The organism is Sphingobium agrisoli, assembly GCF_041877245.1.
GTDB lineage: Bacteria > Pseudomonadota > Alphaproteobacteria > Sphingomonadales > Sphingomonadaceae > Sphingobium.
The window spans coordinates 74,805-90,125 of sequence record NZ_JBHDJI010000008.1 but is presented as its reverse complement, the minus strand read 5'-3'; the positions used below and the strand labels follow the sequence as shown (position 1 = coordinate 90,125).

The 15,321-nt window shown below is 67.2% G+C and carries 19 protein-coding genes and 2 pseudogenes; 3 read left to right on the top strand and 18 right to left on the bottom strand.

Translation table 11 applies throughout. The features are described from left to right. Positions 1-4 precede the first annotated feature (4 nt). The 8 genes from ACETPF_RS14115 to hisB all read right to left on the bottom strand — a co-directional run bounded on the left by ACETPF_RS14115 (position 5) and on the right by hisB (position 4,630). A complete protein-coding gene (locus ACETPF_RS14115; protein ID WP_373935163.1) occupies positions 5-577 on the bottom strand; it encodes a hypothetical protein in 573 nt (190 codons plus the stop codon). A 69-nt stretch (positions 578-646) separates the two neighbouring features. After that, positions 647-967 carry a phosphoribosyl-ATP diphosphatase gene (locus ACETPF_RS14110; protein ID WP_373935162.1) on the bottom strand — a complete coding sequence of 107 codons (321 nt, stop codon included), beginning with the start codon at positions 965-967 and terminating at the stop codon, positions 647-649. A gap of 38 nt (positions 968-1,005) precedes the next feature. Continuing rightward, positions 1,006-1,269, bottom strand: a complete 264-nt coding sequence (locus ACETPF_RS14105) for a PEP-CTERM sorting domain-containing protein (protein ID WP_373935161.1) — start codon at positions 1,267-1,269, stop codon at positions 1,006-1,008. A 174-nt stretch (positions 1,270-1,443) separates the two neighbouring features. Then, positions 1,444-2,208: an imidazole glycerol phosphate synthase subunit HisF gene (hisF, locus tag ACETPF_RS14100; protein WP_373935159.1), complete on the bottom strand. Its 765-nt coding sequence runs from the start codon at positions 2,206-2,208 to the stop codon at positions 1,444-1,446. Positions 2,209-2,307: 99 nt separating this feature from the next. Next, the gene (gene hisA, locus ACETPF_RS14095) at positions 2,308-3,045 is read right to left on the bottom strand and encodes a 1-(5-phosphoribosyl)-5-[(5-phosphoribosylamino)methylideneamino]imidazole-4-carboxamide isomerase (RefSeq protein ID WP_373935158.1); all 738 of its coding nucleotides are present in this window, start codon (positions 3,043-3,045) and stop codon (positions 2,308-2,310) included. Between the two features lie 82 nt (positions 3,046-3,127). Further along, positions 3,128-3,745 (bottom strand): imidazole glycerol phosphate synthase subunit HisH, encoded by a 618-nt coding sequence (gene hisH, locus ACETPF_RS14090; RefSeq protein WP_373935156.1) that lies wholly within the window; start codon positions 3,743-3,745, stop codon positions 3,128-3,130. Continuing rightward, a complete protein-coding gene (locus tag ACETPF_RS14085; protein WP_373935155.1) occupies positions 3,742-4,038 on the bottom strand; it encodes a YciI family protein in 297 nt (98 codons plus the stop codon). Before ACETPF_RS14085 ends, hisH begins: the two co-directional genes overlap by 4 nt. A 4-nt stretch (positions 4,039-4,042) precedes the next feature. Continuing rightward, positions 4,043-4,630 carry an imidazoleglycerol-phosphate dehydratase HisB gene (hisB, locus tag ACETPF_RS14080; protein WP_373935154.1) on the bottom strand — a complete coding sequence of 196 codons (588 nt, stop codon included), beginning with the start codon at positions 4,628-4,630 and terminating at the stop codon, positions 4,043-4,045. 84 nt (positions 4,631-4,714) lie between these two features. On the opposite strand from hisB, the gene ACETPF_RS14075 reads away from it, so the two are divergent. Next, the gene (locus ACETPF_RS14075) at positions 4,715-5,191 is read left to right on the top strand and encodes an SspB family protein (protein WP_373935152.1); all 477 of its coding nucleotides are present in this window, start codon (positions 4,715-4,717) and stop codon (positions 5,189-5,191) included. Between the two features lie 224 nt (positions 5,192-5,415). On the opposite strand, the gene ACETPF_RS14070 is transcribed toward ACETPF_RS14075, so the two are convergent. The 3 genes from ACETPF_RS14070 to ACETPF_RS14060 are packed head-to-tail and all read right to left on the bottom strand — an operon-like array spanning position 5,416 to position 9,212. Beyond that, positions 5,416-7,032, bottom strand: a complete 1,617-nt coding sequence (locus ACETPF_RS14070; RefSeq protein WP_373935150.1) for an FAD-dependent oxidoreductase — start codon at positions 7,030-7,032, stop codon at positions 5,416-5,418. A 56-nt stretch (positions 7,033-7,088) separates the two neighbouring features. Next, positions 7,089-7,892 (bottom strand): kinase, encoded by an 804-nt coding sequence (locus ACETPF_RS14065; RefSeq protein ID WP_373935147.1) that lies wholly within the window; start codon positions 7,890-7,892, stop codon positions 7,089-7,091. A gap of 3 nt (positions 7,893-7,895) precedes the next feature. Then, positions 7,896-9,212 carry a hemolysin family protein gene (locus ACETPF_RS14060; RefSeq protein ID WP_373935146.1) on the bottom strand — a complete coding sequence of 439 codons (1,317 nt, stop codon included), beginning with the start codon at positions 9,210-9,212 and terminating at the stop codon, positions 7,896-7,898. Between the two features lie 150 nt (positions 9,213-9,362). Between ACETPF_RS14060 and ACETPF_RS14055 the strand changes: the two genes are divergently transcribed. After that, complete coding sequence (locus tag ACETPF_RS14055; RefSeq protein ID WP_373935145.1) at positions 9,363-10,043, top strand: YiaD family glycine zipper/OmpA-like lipoprotein; 681 nt, start codon at positions 9,363-9,365, stop codon at positions 10,041-10,043. A gap of 9 nt (positions 10,044-10,052) precedes the next feature. Here ACETPF_RS14055 and ACETPF_RS14050 read toward each other — a convergent pair whose 3' ends face one another. Continuing rightward, positions 10,053-10,607, bottom strand: coding sequence for a TetR/AcrR family transcriptional regulator (locus ACETPF_RS14050; RefSeq protein ID WP_373935144.1), 555 nt, complete (start codon positions 10,605-10,607; stop codon positions 10,053-10,055). Positions 10,608-10,665: 58 nt separating this feature from the next. On the opposite strand from ACETPF_RS14050, the gene ACETPF_RS14045 reads away from it, so the two are divergent. Next, positions 10,666-11,118, top strand: a complete 453-nt coding sequence (locus tag ACETPF_RS14045) for a monooxygenase family protein (RefSeq protein ID WP_373935143.1) — start codon at positions 10,666-10,668, stop codon at positions 11,116-11,118. Positions 11,119-11,195: 77 nt separating this feature from the next. Here ACETPF_RS14045 and ACETPF_RS14040 read toward each other — a convergent pair whose 3' ends face one another. From ACETPF_RS14040 to ACETPF_RS14015, 6 genes and pseudogenes are all read right to left on the bottom strand, one after another. Continuing rightward, positions 11,196-11,531: a hypothetical protein gene (locus ACETPF_RS14040; protein WP_373935141.1), complete on the bottom strand. Its 336-nt coding sequence runs from the start codon at positions 11,529-11,531 to the stop codon at positions 11,196-11,198. Between the two features lie 307 nt (positions 11,532-11,838). Then, entirely contained in the window at positions 11,839-12,432 is a 594-nt protein-coding gene (gene ssb, locus ACETPF_RS14035; RefSeq protein ID WP_373935139.1) for a single-stranded DNA-binding protein, read from the bottom strand. Between the two features lie 26 nt (positions 12,433-12,458). After that, positions 12,459-12,938 (bottom strand): annotated as a pseudogene (locus tag ACETPF_RS14030) (nucleoside recognition domain-containing protein); the annotation flags it as partial. A gap of 36 nt (positions 12,939-12,974) precedes the next feature. Continuing rightward, positions 12,975-14,324 (bottom strand): annotated as a pseudogene (feoB, locus tag ACETPF_RS14025) (ferrous iron transporter B); the annotation flags it as partial. Beyond that, entirely contained in the window at positions 14,321-14,587 is a 267-nt protein-coding gene (locus tag ACETPF_RS14020; RefSeq protein WP_373935138.1) for a FeoA family protein, read from the bottom strand. The pseudogene feoB and the gene ACETPF_RS14020, both read right to left, overlap by 4 nt. 71 nt (positions 14,588-14,658) lie before the next feature. Beyond that, on the bottom strand, positions 14,659-15,321 hold the full coding sequence (locus ACETPF_RS14015) for a COQ9 family protein (protein WP_373935137.1): 663 nt from the start codon (positions 15,319-15,321) through the stop codon (positions 14,659-14,661).

The window sequence follows — 15,321 nt, the reverse complement described above, 5'->3', positions numbered from 1 at the left end:
GGCTCTAGTGGAGCGTGCCGGCGCCGACTTTGTCAGCAGCCTTGCTCTCCATCACCTTCGCCGCGATCAGCCCGGCGGCGGCCAGCGCCACGAAATCGCTGAAGGCGAGGTAGAGGATATAACCCCAGGGGGCATGGTTGAACACGGCTTGGCCCACATGCATCCACAGCGCCGCCGCCACCGCGAAGATCACCGACGCGCGTGCGCGGCTGTCGAAATCGGGCAGGGCGAAACGCAGCGCCAGCGCGATCAGCAGCCCGACCACGACAGCCAGAATCGCGCCGCCGATCAGCGCCGCGCCGTCGGTCACGGGGAAGCCGCTGCTATTGTAGAAGATTTGCGCCACCGGCCCCTTGCCATAGAGGATGGTGCCCTGCGCGGTCGCGGGATCGGGGATGATATAGACGCCGGTGCCGCCGCTGTTGAGGCCCTGCGCCAGCGCTGCCTGAAGATTGGCGCTCGCCTGATCGTCGGCGCGGCTCAGCGCCAGCGCCGCCAGCGGCGTGCCCCAGAAGAGGAAACCGATGATGAACATCGCAAGGCCGCCGAGCAGCCCGCCGATGGTGATGCGGATCATGATGCCTCCCCCTGTCGCGATGGCGCGGAAAATCTGCGCCTCCAACGCGGAAGGATCAACTTCTTTCCCTCAGTCGGCGGGGCGAGACGCCTTTTCCGCGATTCCCGACACGCCTTCGCGCCGTTCCAGCTCGTCCAGCACCGCGTCGAACGGCACGCCCGCGTCGGCCAGCAGCATCATCAGGTGGAAGAGGAGGTCGGCACTTTCGCCGATCAGCCCGTCGCGATCGTCCGCCATGGCGGCGATCACCGCTTCAACCGCTTCCTCGCCGACCTTCTGTGCGATTTTGGCGCGACCGCGTGCCGTCAGCTTGGCGACATAGGAAGCCGACGGATCGGCGCTCCGCCGCTCACGGATCGTCTGTTCGAGGGTATGTAGGGTCGCGCGCATCGGCGGCATCAAGCGCCCGGCGCGCGACCCGTCAAGCCTTACTTGCGCTTGCGGCGCGCGAAGAAGACGCGCCCGGCGAGCACGGCCGCGCCCATGCCGAACAGCGCCATCTGCTCGGGCTCGGGCACCGGGGTCGGATCGCCGCCCGAGCTGCCGCCGCCCGACGAGCTGCTGCTGCCTCCCGAAGAGCCGCCGCACTTGCCGAACCAGCAACCCCAGAATGTCGCCTGCGCCGGCGAAGGGAGGGCGGCGGCCATCAGGCCGGCGGCGCCCATCGTCAGGAACATCTTGCCGAAACTCATCTGTGGAACCCCTTTCTAACGCGAAAACCGTCACATGTCTTTCGCAACCCGATATCGGTTAATGCACGGGGCGTGCCGACGCGCCGAAAGCCGCGCAAATCTGAAGATTTGCTGGTTAATGCCTTCGACCAGATCGTAGAATATGTAAAATCCGCCGACTCTTTCGGCGGCGCTTCACACGCGCCGTACCGAAACCCCGGCCGCCGCGAGCGCACGATGCGCGTCCGCCACGCTATGCTGGCCGAAATGGAAGATGGAGGCGGCCAGCACCGCGCTCGCATGGCCCTTCGTCACGCCTTCGACCAGATGGTCGAGCGTGCCGACCCCGCCGCTCGCGATCACCGGCACCGACACCGCATCGGCGATGGCGCGGGTCAGCGCCAGATCATAGCCAGCGCGCGTGCCATCCCCGTCCATCGAGGTGACGAGCAGTTCGCCCGCGCCAAGCTCCGCCAGCCGCACGCCATGCGTTACCGCGTCGATCCCGGTCGGCTTGCGCCCGCCATGGGTGAAGATCTCCCACCGATCCTCGCCGACCCGCCGGGCGTCGACCGATCCGACGATACACTGGCTGCCGAAACGGTCGGCGATGTCGGCCACGACCTCGGGCCGCGCCACCGCCGCGCTGTTCACCGCCACCTTGTCCGCGCCTGCCAGCAACAGCGCGCGCGCATCTTCGGCGCTGCGCACACCGCCGCCCACGGTCAGCGGCATGAAGCACACCTCCGCCGTGCGCCGCACTACATCCAATATGGTGCCGCGACCCTCATGGCTGGCGCTGATGTCGAGGAAGCACAGCTCGTCCGCCCCCGCCGCATCATAGAGCCGCGCCTGCTCCACCGGATCGCCGGCGTCGCGCAAATCGACGAAATTGACGCCCTTGACCACTCGCCCGTTGGCGACATCGAGGCAGGGAATGACACGGGTGCGGACGGTCATTGAAACAGCAGGCTCCCAAATCCATTCGGTTCGAGCTTGTCGAGAACCCTCTCGCACCGGTTCTCGACAAGATCGAACCGAACGGGAAGGGATATGCAGTTAAGCCGCCGCCTGCGCCACCGCCAAGGCGGTCTTGAGGTCCAGCCGGCCATCGTACAGCGCCCGCCCGGTTATCACCCCCTCGATCCCCTCGTCGGCGTGAAGGCTCAGCACCCTGATGTCGGCGATCCCCGCGACGCCGCCGCTCGCGATCACCGGAATGTCGGTCGCGCGGGCCAGGTCCACGGTCGCGTCGATATTGCATCCTTTCAGCAGCCCGTCGCGCCCGACATCGGTAAAGAGCAGGCTTGCCACCCCCGCATCCTCGAACCGGCGGGCGAGGTCGATGACCGGCATGTCGCTCTTTTCCGCCCAGCCGTCGGTCGCCACGAAGCCGTCGCGCGCGTCCACCGCCACGACGATCCCGCCGGGAAAGTCGCGCGCAGCCGCTTTCACGAAGGCGGGGTCTTTCAGCGCCGCCGTGCCGATCACGATGCGCGACACGCCCAGGTCGAACCAGCGCTCGACGGCGTCGCGGTTGCGGATGCCGCCGCCCAGCTGAACGTGGCCGGGGAAGGCCTCGACGATCGCCTCGACTGCCGCCGCGTTCACCGCATGGCCCGCGAAGCTGCCGTCGAGATCGACCACATGCAGATGCTGCGCGCCTGCGTCAGCAAACAGCAGCGCTTGGCGTGCCGGATCGTCGCCATAGACGGTCGCGCGGTCCATATCGCCCTCGGCCAGGCGCACGACCTGTCCGCCCTTGAGGTCAATGGCTGGAAAGACGATCAGCGACATTGCAAAATCCGTTCGGTTCGAGCTTGTCGAGAACAATCCGCCCCGTTCTCGACAAGCTCGGACCGAACGGGGGATGGTGCGATCACGGCCGCCACTCCAGAAAGCGGGACAGAAAGGAAAGGCCGTAGCGCTGGCTTTTTTCCGGATGGAACTGGCAGCCGATGATGCTGTCGCGCGCCACCGCCGCGACCAGCGGCCCGCCATGGTCGGTGACCGCGGCGACATGCGCGGGGTCGGCGGCGTCGAAATGATAGCTGTGCAGGAAATAGGCTTCCCCGCCATCCAGCAGCGCCGGCGCGCCCGCCGTCAACGTCACGTCGTTCCAGCCCATGTGCGGCACCTTGATCGTCGCATCGCCCGGCTCGATCAGCCGCACCGTGCCCGGCACCCAGCCCAGCCCCTCATGCCGCCCGAATTCCTCTCCGGCGTCGGCGAGCAACTGCATCCCCACACACACGCCCAGAAAGGGGACGCCGCGCTCCCGAACCGCAGCGCCCATCGCCTCGACCATCCCATCGATTCCGACCAGTGCATCGCGGCAGGCGCGAAAGGCGCCCACGCCCGGCAACACGATCCGGTCCGCCTTCGCCACCAGATCGGCGTCGGCGGTGATGACGACATCCTCCGCCCCCGCCTTGCGCAGCGCATTGTGCACCGAATGGAGGTTGCCCGCGCCATAGTCGATGAGGGCAATGGTCACGCCAGCAGGCTCTCCAGGGTGACGCCCGGCGCGGCCTTGACCGGCACGAACTCGATCAGCTCGAACGTCGCCACATTGTTGACGAAGAACGGGTCGCCCGCCGCCTTTTCCTGCAATTCCGCGCGCGCGCCCCGCGCCAGCAGCACCCCGCCCTCGCGCGGCTCGCGCGGGCCGGCCAGCAGCAGCCAGCCCTCGGCGATGCCCTGGTCCAGCCATTCGCGATGGGCCGCCCGGTAGCTGTCCAGCACATCGAGCGAGGCGGTATAGGTGATGGAAATCAGGAACATCGCCATGACCTTATAAAATGCCCTTGGTCGACGGGATCGCGTCGGCCTTGCGCGGGTCGATCTCGACCGCCTGCCGAAGCGCGCGGGCGAGGCCCTTGAACGCGCTTTCGACGATATGGTGATTGTTGCTGCCGTAAAGATTCTCGATATGCAGCGTGATGCCCGCCGACTGCGCGAAGCTGTGGAAGAAATGCTCGACCATCTCCGCGTCCCACTCGCCGATCTTCTGCACGGTGAAGGGCAGCTTGCACACCAGCCAGGGCCGGCCCGAAATGTCGAGCGCCACGCGCGTCAGCGTCTCGTCCATCGGCGAATAGACGCTGCCGTACCGACTGATGCCGCGCTTGTCGCCCAGCGCCTTCGCCACCGCCTCGCCGATGGCGATCGCCGTGTCCTCGGTCGTGTGATGCTGGTCGACGTGCAGGTCGCCCACCGTCTTCACGTCCATGTCGATCAGCGAATGGCGGGACAGCTGCTCGATCATATGGTCGAAAAAGCCGATCCCGGTCGACACGCTGTAGAGCCCGGTGCCGTCCAGATTGACGGTCACGTCGATCTGCGTTTCCGCAGTGTTGCGGTGAATCTCGGCCGTGCGCATGGCCGCGCTATAGCGGCTTGCGCCCATCATGCAATGACGCGCGCGGGGTTGACCCCGCCTTTCCCGCCGTTAGGACATGGGGCCATGAGCGACGACCTGCCCGACAGCCTGATTCCCTATGACGAGATCGTGCAGGAGGCGCTGCGCGCCGTCGTCGGCCGGGTGCTGGGCGAAGTGCAGACGACCGGCGGGCTGCCGGGCGTCCATCATTTCTACATCACCTTCAAGACGCAGGCGCCGGGGGTCGACATTCCCCGCCACCTGATCGAGCGCTTCCCTGACGAGATGACGATCGTCCTCCAGAATAAATTCTGGGACTTGAAGGTCAGCGACGTGCATTTCGAGGTCAGCCTGACCTTCAGCCAGGTCGCCGCCCACCTCGTCATCCCGTTCAGCGCGATCACCGCCTTCGTCGATCCGGCGGTCAATTTCGCGCTCCAGTTCCAGGTCCAGGGCGACGAAGCGCCCGAACCGCACGAAGCGGCCGAAAATGACGCGCCCCAGGCGGTTGCCGAAGACGGATCGAACGTCGTCACGGTGGATTTCGGCAAGAAGAAATAAGGGCCGCCCATTGCTCCGTTCGTGCCTCGTATCGAAGGAAGATTCGATACGAGGCACGAACCGTGTCAATATTTGGCCGTTTCTACCAAGTCGCGTCGATAAGAACCCATAAGCCCCTCCCCTTCAGGGGAGGGGTTGGAGTGGAGCGTTTCCCCAAACGCCTCGTCACGAGGATGGGCCCACCCCCGAAGGGGAGGGGAAGTCTTACTCAACGCATTACGGTTTCACCCGTTCAGATAATCCCACACTTTCGATATCACGACCGATCCTTCGCCGACCGAGGACGCGACCCGCTTGACCGACCCCGCGCGCACGTCGCCCACGGCGAAGATGCCCGGCTGCGATGTCGCATAGGTGGAGCCGGCCCCGGCCGCGTCGCCCGTCAGCACGAAGCCCTTGTCGTCCAGCGCCACCAGCCCCGACAGCCACGCCGTATTGGGGGCGGCGCCCACCATGATGAACAGGCCGCAGGTCGGCACCTCGCGCGTCTCCCCGCTCTCAATGTCGCGCACCGTCACGGCCTGCAGCGTGTCCTCACCGTGCAGCGCCACCACCTCGCTATGATAGTCGATGCTGATCGCCGGGTCCGCCTCCAGCCGGCTCGACAGATAGCTCGACATGGACGCAGCGAGCGAACCGCCCCGCACCAGCACGCGGACATGCTCCGCCGTGCGGCTGAGATACATGGCCGCCTGCCCCGCCGAATTGCCGCCGCCGATGACGATCGCCTCCGCGCCCGTGCAGTAGCGCGCCTCATTCTCGGTCGCCGCATAATAGATGCCTGCGCCCTCGAACTCGGCCAGCCGGTCGATCGGCAGGCGGCGATATTGCACGCCCGTCGCCACCACCACCGCCCCGGCGCGGATGCTGCGCCCATTGTCGAGCCGGGCGCAGAACGCGCCGTCCTCCATCCGCTCCAGCGCGGTCGCGCGGCAGGGGATGACGAAGCGCGTGCCGAACTTCATCGCCTGCACCTCGCCCCGCCACAGCAGGTCCGCGCCCGAAATGCCGGTCGGAAAGCCCATATAATTTTCGATCCGGCTCGACGTGCCGGCCTGACCGCCGATCGCGATATCCTCGACCACCAGCGCGCGCAGCCCCTCCGCCCCGGCATAGACCGCCGCCGCGACCCCGGCCGGACCGCCACCCACGATCAGCACGTCGAACGCCTCGCATTCGCCAATGTCGCGGTTGAGGCCCAGCAGTTGCGCCAGCTTGTGCGGGGTCGGCTCCTCGATCACCTGGTCGCGGCCGAAGATGACCGCCGGGCGGTCATCGGGCACCGCGCAGCTCGCCGCGACCCGGCGCGCATCCTCGCTGCCGAGCGGGTAGGAGGCGAAGGGCAGGCGGTTGCGGCTGGCGAACTCGGCGATGCAGCGCACGTCGCGATCGACCTCTTCGCCGATCAGCACCAGCGCGCCGTCCTGCATGTCGATCTGCCGCCGCCGCCGCGCGGCGATGACGGTGATGATGATGTCCGACATTTCCGGTATTTCGGACATCAGCCGCATCATCGCCGCACGCGGCACCTCGATCACCTGGGTATCGCGCGCCGCGCGCATCGGCATCGTCCACACGCCGCCGGACAGAAAGCCGATCTCCGCCATGAACTGGGTCGGGCCGAGCGTGGAGGCGACATGGCGTTCGTCGCCGAAGGGATTGACCACTTCGATCTCGCCATCCTCGACATAGACGAAACGGTCGGCCGGATCGCCCGGCCGCGCCAGGAATGCGCCGGCGGGATAATGCGCCGGCGTGCCCGCCGCGCGCAGCGCCTCGACATGCGCCTGCGCCAGCGGCACCCGCTGCATCTCGCGCAGATCGCGCCCGATCGTTTCCATGATGTGCCTCCTCGTGCCCGTTCTGCCGCATCCGCACGACGCCGCCTATCGCAATTTCAGCCGCCGGTGATGCTAGCCACGCTGCGGTCGGGGCGGAGCGCGATGGTGATGGTCGCGCGGCCCGGCATCTCTGCCAGCATATGCCGGGTCAGCCGCTCATAATGCTGGATGAACCGGGCAAGCTGGCCCACGCCCATCACCCCTTCGGCGTCGCCGACCCGCGCCCGCAGCGCCGCTTCCTGCTCCCCCCGCCATTGCGCCACCATCTCGAACCCCGGCGCGGCGAGGAGCACGAGCGCATCCAGTCGCGCGAACAGCTTGCGATAGTCGCCCGCCAGCGCCGCGTTGACATGGGCCCGCCAACGCCCGTCGCCATCCTCCTCCGCCTCCAGCCGGTTGACCGGCGTGACCAGCGCCTCGTCCGTCTGCGGCGTCGCGCCGACGCACCAGCCCTCCAGGATCAGCAGCCGCGTGCCCGCCGCCGCGATCGGCCATTCCGCCGCCGGTGCCCGATCGTCGCGCGCCTTGTCGAACCGGGGCAGCGCCGCCGCCTCGCCCCGTTCCAGCGCCGCGATCACCGACAGCCCCAGCGATACGTCATGCGTCCCCGGCACCCCGCGCGTCCGCAGCAGCGGATGCACGTCCACCGCCAGCCGCTCGCGCTCGGCCTTCGTGCGATACAGATCGTCGATCGACAGCAGCGCGCAGGGAAGGCCAAGGCCATCCATCCGCGCCTTCAGCTCCTCGGCCAGCGTGGACTTGCCGCTGCCCTGCGCGCCCGCGATGCCCAGCACCACCAGCCCGTCGCGCTGCGCCAGCAACCGATCGGCAAGCGCAGCGACAGGCTCCAGCGGCGTCATCGCCTATTGCGCCGCCACCAGCAGCTTGTCGATCTTGCGCCCGTCCATGTCCACGATCTCGAACCGCCAGCCCTGATCGTCGATATAGTCGCCCACTTCAGGCAGGCGGCGCATCAGCCACAGGACATGGCCGGCGACGGTCGCATAGTCGCGGTCCTCGGACAGGCTGATGTCGATCCGCTCGGCCAGCTGGTCGATCGCCATCTGCCCCGACACCAGCAGGCTGCCGTCGTCCCGCTCGACCAGATCGGGCTCGTCATAGGCGTCGCGGTCGGACGCGAAATGACCGGCGATGGCGGACAGCAGATCGGCCGGCGTCACGATCCCTTCGAAATGCCCATATTCGTCATGCACCATGACCATCGGTACGTCGGATCGGCGCAGCACTTCGAGCGCGTCCATCGCATCGACCTGATCGGGCACTACCTCCGCCCGGCGCATCAGCGCTTCAAGGTTCAGCCGCTCGCCCCGGAACAAGGCGGTCATGATGTCGCGCGCCTGGACGATGCCGATAATGTCCTCCACCGACCCGCGCCCGATCGGCAGGCGGGTGTGCGGCGTGTCGAGCAACCGCGCGCGGATCGTCGCCTCGTCGGCGGCGATGTCGATCCAGTCGACGTCCATCCGCTGCGTCATCACCTCGCGCACCGGCCGGTCGGCGAGCCGCACCACGCCGGAGATGATCGCGCGCTCGCTTTCCTCGATCACGCCCGACTTGCTCGCCTCGGCGACGATCAGGTGCAGTTCCTCGGCGGTCACATGGCTTTCGGATTCGCGGTCCAGGCGCAGCGCCTTGAAGATGAGGATGCTCGATATGTCGAGCACCCAGACGATCGGCGCGGTGATCCGGGCGAGCCACATCATCGGCGTCGCCACCACCACCGCGATCGGCTCGGGCGCGCGCAGCGCAAACTGCTTGGGCACCAGCTCGCCCACGATCAGCGAGGCGTAGGTGGTCAGCCCGATGACGATCGCGAAGCCGAGATTTTCGGCAAGATTGGGCGAGAGGCCAAGCCCCGCCAGCCGCTGACCCACCGGTCCGCCCAGGCTCGCGCCCGAATAGGCGCCGGTGCCGATGCCGATCAGGGTGATGCCGATCTGCACGGTGGACAGGAACTTGCCCGGATCGGCGGCGAGGCCCAGCGCGGCGCGCGCGCCCTTTCGCCCTGCCTTTTCCATCGCCTGAAGGCGCGGGCGGCGCGCCGACACCACGGCAAGCTCCGACATGGCGAATACGCCGTTCAGCGCCACCAGCACTAGGATGATGACGAGATCGACCCACGGGAAGGGCGTCGGGTTTTGGGGGGGGATCGTGGCCATGGCGGTCAGCGAATCGCTATAACCGCGATTCTGTCATTTTCACAACCTTGCCATCATGGACGGTTCAGTTCGCATGTGGAACAAAGTCCCCGCTCGGTCATTGGGGAGGTCACCCGCGGTTGATCAAAGACAAGACAAGGGAATATCGTCATGAGGATTTCACATCGCATCCTGGGCGCGGCCGGCCTCGCCGCCATGCTCGCCACCACCGCCTGCACCACTGATCCGACCACGGGCGAGCGCCGCGTGTCGAAGGCCGCGATCGGCGGCATCGGCGGCGCTCTGGGCGGCTATCTGCTGGGCGACCTGGTCGGCGGCCGGCGTGACCGTACCGAAAAGATCGTGGGTGCCGGCATCGGCGCGATCGCGGGCGCGGGCATCGGTGCCTATATGGATGCGCAGGAGCGCAAGCTGCGCGAGGAAACCGCCGGCACCGGCGTTGACGTCATCCGCGACGGCGACAATCTGCTGCTCCGCATGCCGTCCGGCATCACCTTCGCCTATGACCGCGCGGACGTGCAGCCGCAGTTCCAGCCGACGCTGAACGACGTCGCCTCGGTCCTGGCCCAATATCCCAAGACCTATATCGACGTGCTCGGCCATACCGACAGCGACGGCAGCGACGCCTATAACCAGACGCTCTCGGAGCGCCGGGCGCAGGCGGTCGCCAGCTATCTGGTGAGCCGTGGCGTCCAGTCGGCGCGGCTTGCGACGCGCGGCTATGGCGAGACCCAGCCGATCGCGTCCAACGCGACCGAGGAAGGCAAGGCCGCCAACCGCCGTGTCGAAATCAAGATCGCGCCCGTCACCGAAAACGACGTGCGGAGCTGATAGCCAGCGTCAGGGGCGGGCGCTGAGCGCCCGCGCCATCAACTCCAACGCCGCCCGTTCTGCTTGCGGATCGGGCGGCAGCCTGCCATCGAGCGCCAGCGTGGCGAGGCCATGCGCCAGCCCCCAGCAGGCGAGCGCGCCGGCTTCGGCCCGATCGGGTGCGAGTTGCGCCACCCGCGCCGCCATTAGCGAATAGCCGCCCTTGCAATCGTCAGCCGGCAGGGTCAGGCCCGCATCGTCCGCGAACATCAGCCGGAACAGCGCAGGCTGCGCCCGCGCAAAGGCGATGTAGGACAGCCCCTGCGCCGTCAGCGCGGCCGCCGCGTCGTCGCCGCTGTCCGCCTTCGCCGCATCCGCCTCCAGCATCGCAAAGCCGCGCAGCGCGACCGCCGCCATCAGCGCGCTCTTGTCCTCGAAATGGCGATAGGGGGCCATGGCCGACACGCCAGCCGCCCGCGCCACCGCGCGCAGGCTGACCTCCGCCTCGCCCTGTTCCACTAGCGCCAGGGCGCAGTCGATCAGACGCTCGCGGAGGGGAACGGCGGGGGCATCACCTTGGGGCATGTTTACACTGTAATCTTTCTTGCGTATGTTTACAGCATAAGCAGGAAGGAGCGAGTCGATGCAATCCCGCCAGTCGGTTGACCTCACCCCTTATCCCGACCTCATCGTCGTCATGCTGGGCTTTCGCGTGTCGAGCTGGCGCGGGTTCCTGTCGCTGATCGGCATCGGCAAGGAGCTGCGCGCGATCCAGGACGCGCCGCCCGATGGGCTGCTGGCGCACGAACAATGCCTGTTCGCGCTCAACCATGTCGGCATCCGCCAATATTGGCGCGACCTTCAAAGCCTGGAACGCTTCACCCGCTCCGCCCCGCACTCGGATTGGTGGCGCGATTTCGCCAAGCTCAGCAACGGCGCGGGCTTCTGGCATGAAACTTACGCGAGAAGCGGGGCGATGGAAGCGCTCTACGCGAACATGCCGGGGCCGATGGGCTTCGGCCGCTTCGCGCCGTCGCTGGACCCGGTCGGGCCGTTCCTGACTGCACGCGCGCGGATGGAGCGACGGGTGGGTTGAGGGGGGACGGGTGGGAAGCTCACTGTCAGCTTGCATGAAAATAATCGTCGACAACTAACGGTTCAGATGCATTTCCGCTAAGAAAACAGTGCAGCAACTTCGCCGATGATGCCGCTGTCCAAGACCATCTTGATTACCGGCAGTGCCACGAAAAAATGTGTCGCGGCCCATAGAGTCGATGAAGGTTCTTTCGACTTCCATAACGACACCCCAGTTATCAAAGCTCCAATGGCGTAGGCAAGCGGTAGAAGCATCAGGAAGCGCCATCCCGGTTTCAGCCACTGAACAGCCAGCCAGAAAAACAGCCCACTTTCAAAAACTGAGAATGCCAAAAACATCAGCGCCACGTTCTTCCGAACAAACCACTGATTTAGGCGATCTTCCGCAGAACCGGGTTTGGCGATCCATCCCATCGTGCATAACCTGCCGTAATTCTGTTCGCCGTTCAATGTCTGGCTCCCAGCGGTGCAACCAGCGACACCACTGGCAGTCATTAGCCGGCTTCCCCCCTCTTCCCTTGAGGGAGAGGGATGCGGAGACTTGGCAGCTTGCTGCCTAGTCATAGCTGGGTGAGGGGACTGGACGCCCTCGAAACCGCGCATCCTCCTCATCCAACTCCGCCTTAGCCGCTGGCCGGCAAGGCGGCATATCCTTCACCCTCCGGGGGAAAAGGATGGTGCGCCATTGTCCCGTTCCGAAAAGAGGGGTTCCCAAAACCCCTCAGAACGGCACTTCGTCGTCCAGGTCGTTGTCGAAATTCGGCCCGCCGGCCCGGCCGCCGCCATAATTGCCGCTGCCGCCCTGCGACCGGCCGCCGCCACTCTGGCTGCCACCGCCATAGCCGCCGCCGCTCTGGCCGCCGCCGAAATCATCATAGTCGCCGCCGCCAAAGCCGCTCGACCCGCCGCTCCAGTCGGACACGCCCTGGCCGCGCCCGCCGCCGCCCTGACCGCCACCGCCCGGCGCGCCGTCCAGCATGGTCAGCACCGCGCCCGGTCCCTGCAACACCACTTCGGTCGAATAGCGGTCGTTGCCGGCATTGTCCTGCCATTTACGGGTGCGCAGCTGACCCTCGATATAGACCTTGCTCCCCTTGCGCAGGAAGCGTTCGGCAACGCCAGCCAGCCCTTCGGAAAAGATCGCGACGCTGTGCCATTCGGTGCGCTCCTTGCGCTCGCCCGACATGCGGTCCTTCCAGCTTTCGGACGTGGCGATGCGCAGGTTGCACACCTTGCCGCCATTCTGGAAGCTCTTGACCTCAGGGTCCGCGCCCAGGTTCCCGACCAGAATGACCTTGTTGACCGAGCCTGCCATGATTCCTCCGATAGATTGATCGGCCCTTATAGTCCCGCTGCGGTCGCGGTCCAGTAAGTGATGCCCGCCGCGACATAGGCCAGGACGAACAGGTAGCCGACCATGAAGGCCGGCCATTTCCAGCCGTTCGTCTCGCGCCGGGTCACGGCGATGGTGGAGATGCACTGGGGCGCGAACACGAACCAGGCGAGGAAGGCCAGCGCCGTCGCCAGCGACCAGCGGCCCTGCAGCCGGTCGCCCAGCTGCTGGCTCACGGCATCCTCGTCATCGCCCGCGTCGATCGCATAGACGGTGGCGATCGCCGACACGGCGACCTCGCGCGCGGCCATGGTCGGCAGCAGGGCGAGCGAAATGTCGCGGTTGAAGCCGATCGGCGACACCAGCACATGGATGCCGGACGCGATCCGGCCCGCGATACTATATTCCACCTGGGCGCGCCCTTCGGGCGCCTGCGGGAAGCTGGCGAGCACCCACAGCACGATGTTGGTGGCAAGAATGATGGTGCCCGCGCGCTTCAGGAAGATCACCGCGCGCTGCCACAGCCCGATCACTATGTCCTGCGGCCGGGGCCACTGATATTTCGGCATTTCCATCAGGAACCCGCCGCTCTGCCCCTTGGTGACGGTCAGGCGCAGCGCCCACGCGGCCAGCATCGCGCCGACGATGCCGCTGACATAGAGGGCGAAGAGCACCAGTCCCTGCAAGCCGATGCCCCATCCCCCCCCCAAATCATAAACATCCCGCGCCGGGATGAAGGCGGCGATGATCAGGCCATAGACCGGCAGCCGCGCGGAGCAGGTCATCAGCGGCGCGATCAGGATGGTGGTCAGCCGGTCCTTCGGGTCCGCGATGGTGCGCGTCGCCATGATCCCCGGCACCGCGCAGGCGAAGGAGGAGAGCAAAGGGATGAACGCCCGGCCCGACAGGCCCACCTTCGCCATGAGGCCATCCATCAGGAAGGCGGCGCGCGCCATATAGCCGGTCGCCTCCAGCATCAGGATGAAGAAGAACAGGATCAGGATCTGCGGCAGGAAGACGACCACCGCGCCGACGCCGCCGACCACCCCCTGCAACAGGAAGTCGTGGACCAGTCCCGGCGGCAGGGTCGCCGTCACCGCCTCGCCCAGCGCCGTCACCCAGCTTTCCAGCAGGTCGGCAGGCGCCGTGGCCCAGCTGAACACCGCCTGGAACATCACGAACAGCAGCGCCAGCAGGATCAGGAACCCGGCCACGGGATGCAGCAGCACCCGGTCCACCGCCGACGTCAGCCGGCGCGAGGGCGTTTCGCGTACGATCGCTGCGCGGGCGATGCGCCGCGCCTCGGCACGGGTCGCGTCGAAATCGCGGCTCTCGCCGGCGGGATAGGCGCGCGGCGCGCCGTTCAGCAGCCCGTCCAGCGCCTCGCGCAGATGGTCGAGCCCGCGCTTTCGCACCGCGACGGTCGATACCACCGGCACGCCCAGTTCCCGCCCCAGCACATTGGCATCCAGCTCCAGCCCGTCGCGCGTGGCGAGATCGACCATGTTGAGCGCGACGATCGTCGGCAGGCCGAGCGCGATCAGCTCCAGCGCGAAGCGGAGATGATTGTCGAGATTGGCGGCATCGACCACGATCACCAGCGCGTCGGGCCGGCGCTCGCCCGCCTGACGGCCCAGCACGACATCGCGCGTCACCTGCTCGTCGGGGCTGGCGGGCTCCAGGCTATAGGTGCCGGGCAGGTCGACCAGCTCGACCGGCCGCCCGTCGGACAGCGCCAGCCGCCCGGCCTTGCGCTCCACCGTGACGCCGGGATAGTTGCCCAGCTTCTGCCGCGCGCCGGTCAATGCGTTGAACAGCGCGCTCTTGCCGGCATTGGGATTGCCGACCAGCGCCACCAAAGGCAGCGCGCTCATCCCCGCGCGTCCGCCTCTGTCGCAGCGCCGGTCCGCACGGTGACGGCGGCGGCATGGGCGCGGCGCATGGCTATGGTCATGCGGCCGATGCGGCAGGCGACCGGCCCCTTGCCCAGCAACCCGCCCCGGTGCAGCGCCTCGACGCTCGCCCCTTCGCACAGGCCGAATTCGCGCAACCGCTGGCCTTCGCTGGCGGACAGGAGGGTCCAGTCGATCAGGTCGACATAGGCGGGCTGGCGCAGGGGCAGGTCGGTGAGGCGCACGGGGTCAGGTCACTCGCAGGCGGTTTCTGCGACTGACTATCAATGTCGATAGCAAATGACCAGCGGGAATCTCAGACGGCCGGATAGCGCAGCCGGCCGATGAAGCGCGAAAGGCTCAATCGCTCGCCGCCGCCCGCGCCCTTCACCTGCGCCTTGATCTTCTCGACGCGCATCACATCCTCGATCCGCCGCGACAGGAAGGCGCGCGTGTCGGCCAGACCGTCGCTTTCGTCGTTGAGGAGGACGAGCAGGGTGGAGGCATAGACCGCCGACAGGGTCAGCCGCTTGCTGTAATGCGCGAAGTCGGTGGCGGTGTCGCCCGCCGCGCGCCACATCGCATCGGCCGCGCGCCAGCCGAGCTTCGCCGCGCGCGGGGCGTTGGTGGGCAGCGCCAGGATCGACCAGGCGCGGCGCAGCGCCTCGCGATCGCGCGCGATCCTGTCGATGCGCGCCTCGATCAGCGCGGTGATCCGGCGGCGGATCGACAGGGCCGCCAGCTTTTCGGGCGGCAGCGCCTCCAGCATCGCCGCGTCGATATGCGCGAACCAGGCGTCGATCATGTCCACAGCGCCGCCGGAGAAGGCGAGCGCGGCGATATCGGGGTCGACGCCCTTCTCCCGCGCCGCCATCTCCACCGCTTGGTGGCGCCAGCCATCGAAGGCGGCATGGCGCGGCAGCATGGGGGCCAGCAGGGCGCGGACTTCGTCCAGCGTCAGGTCGCTTGTCTCGGTCAT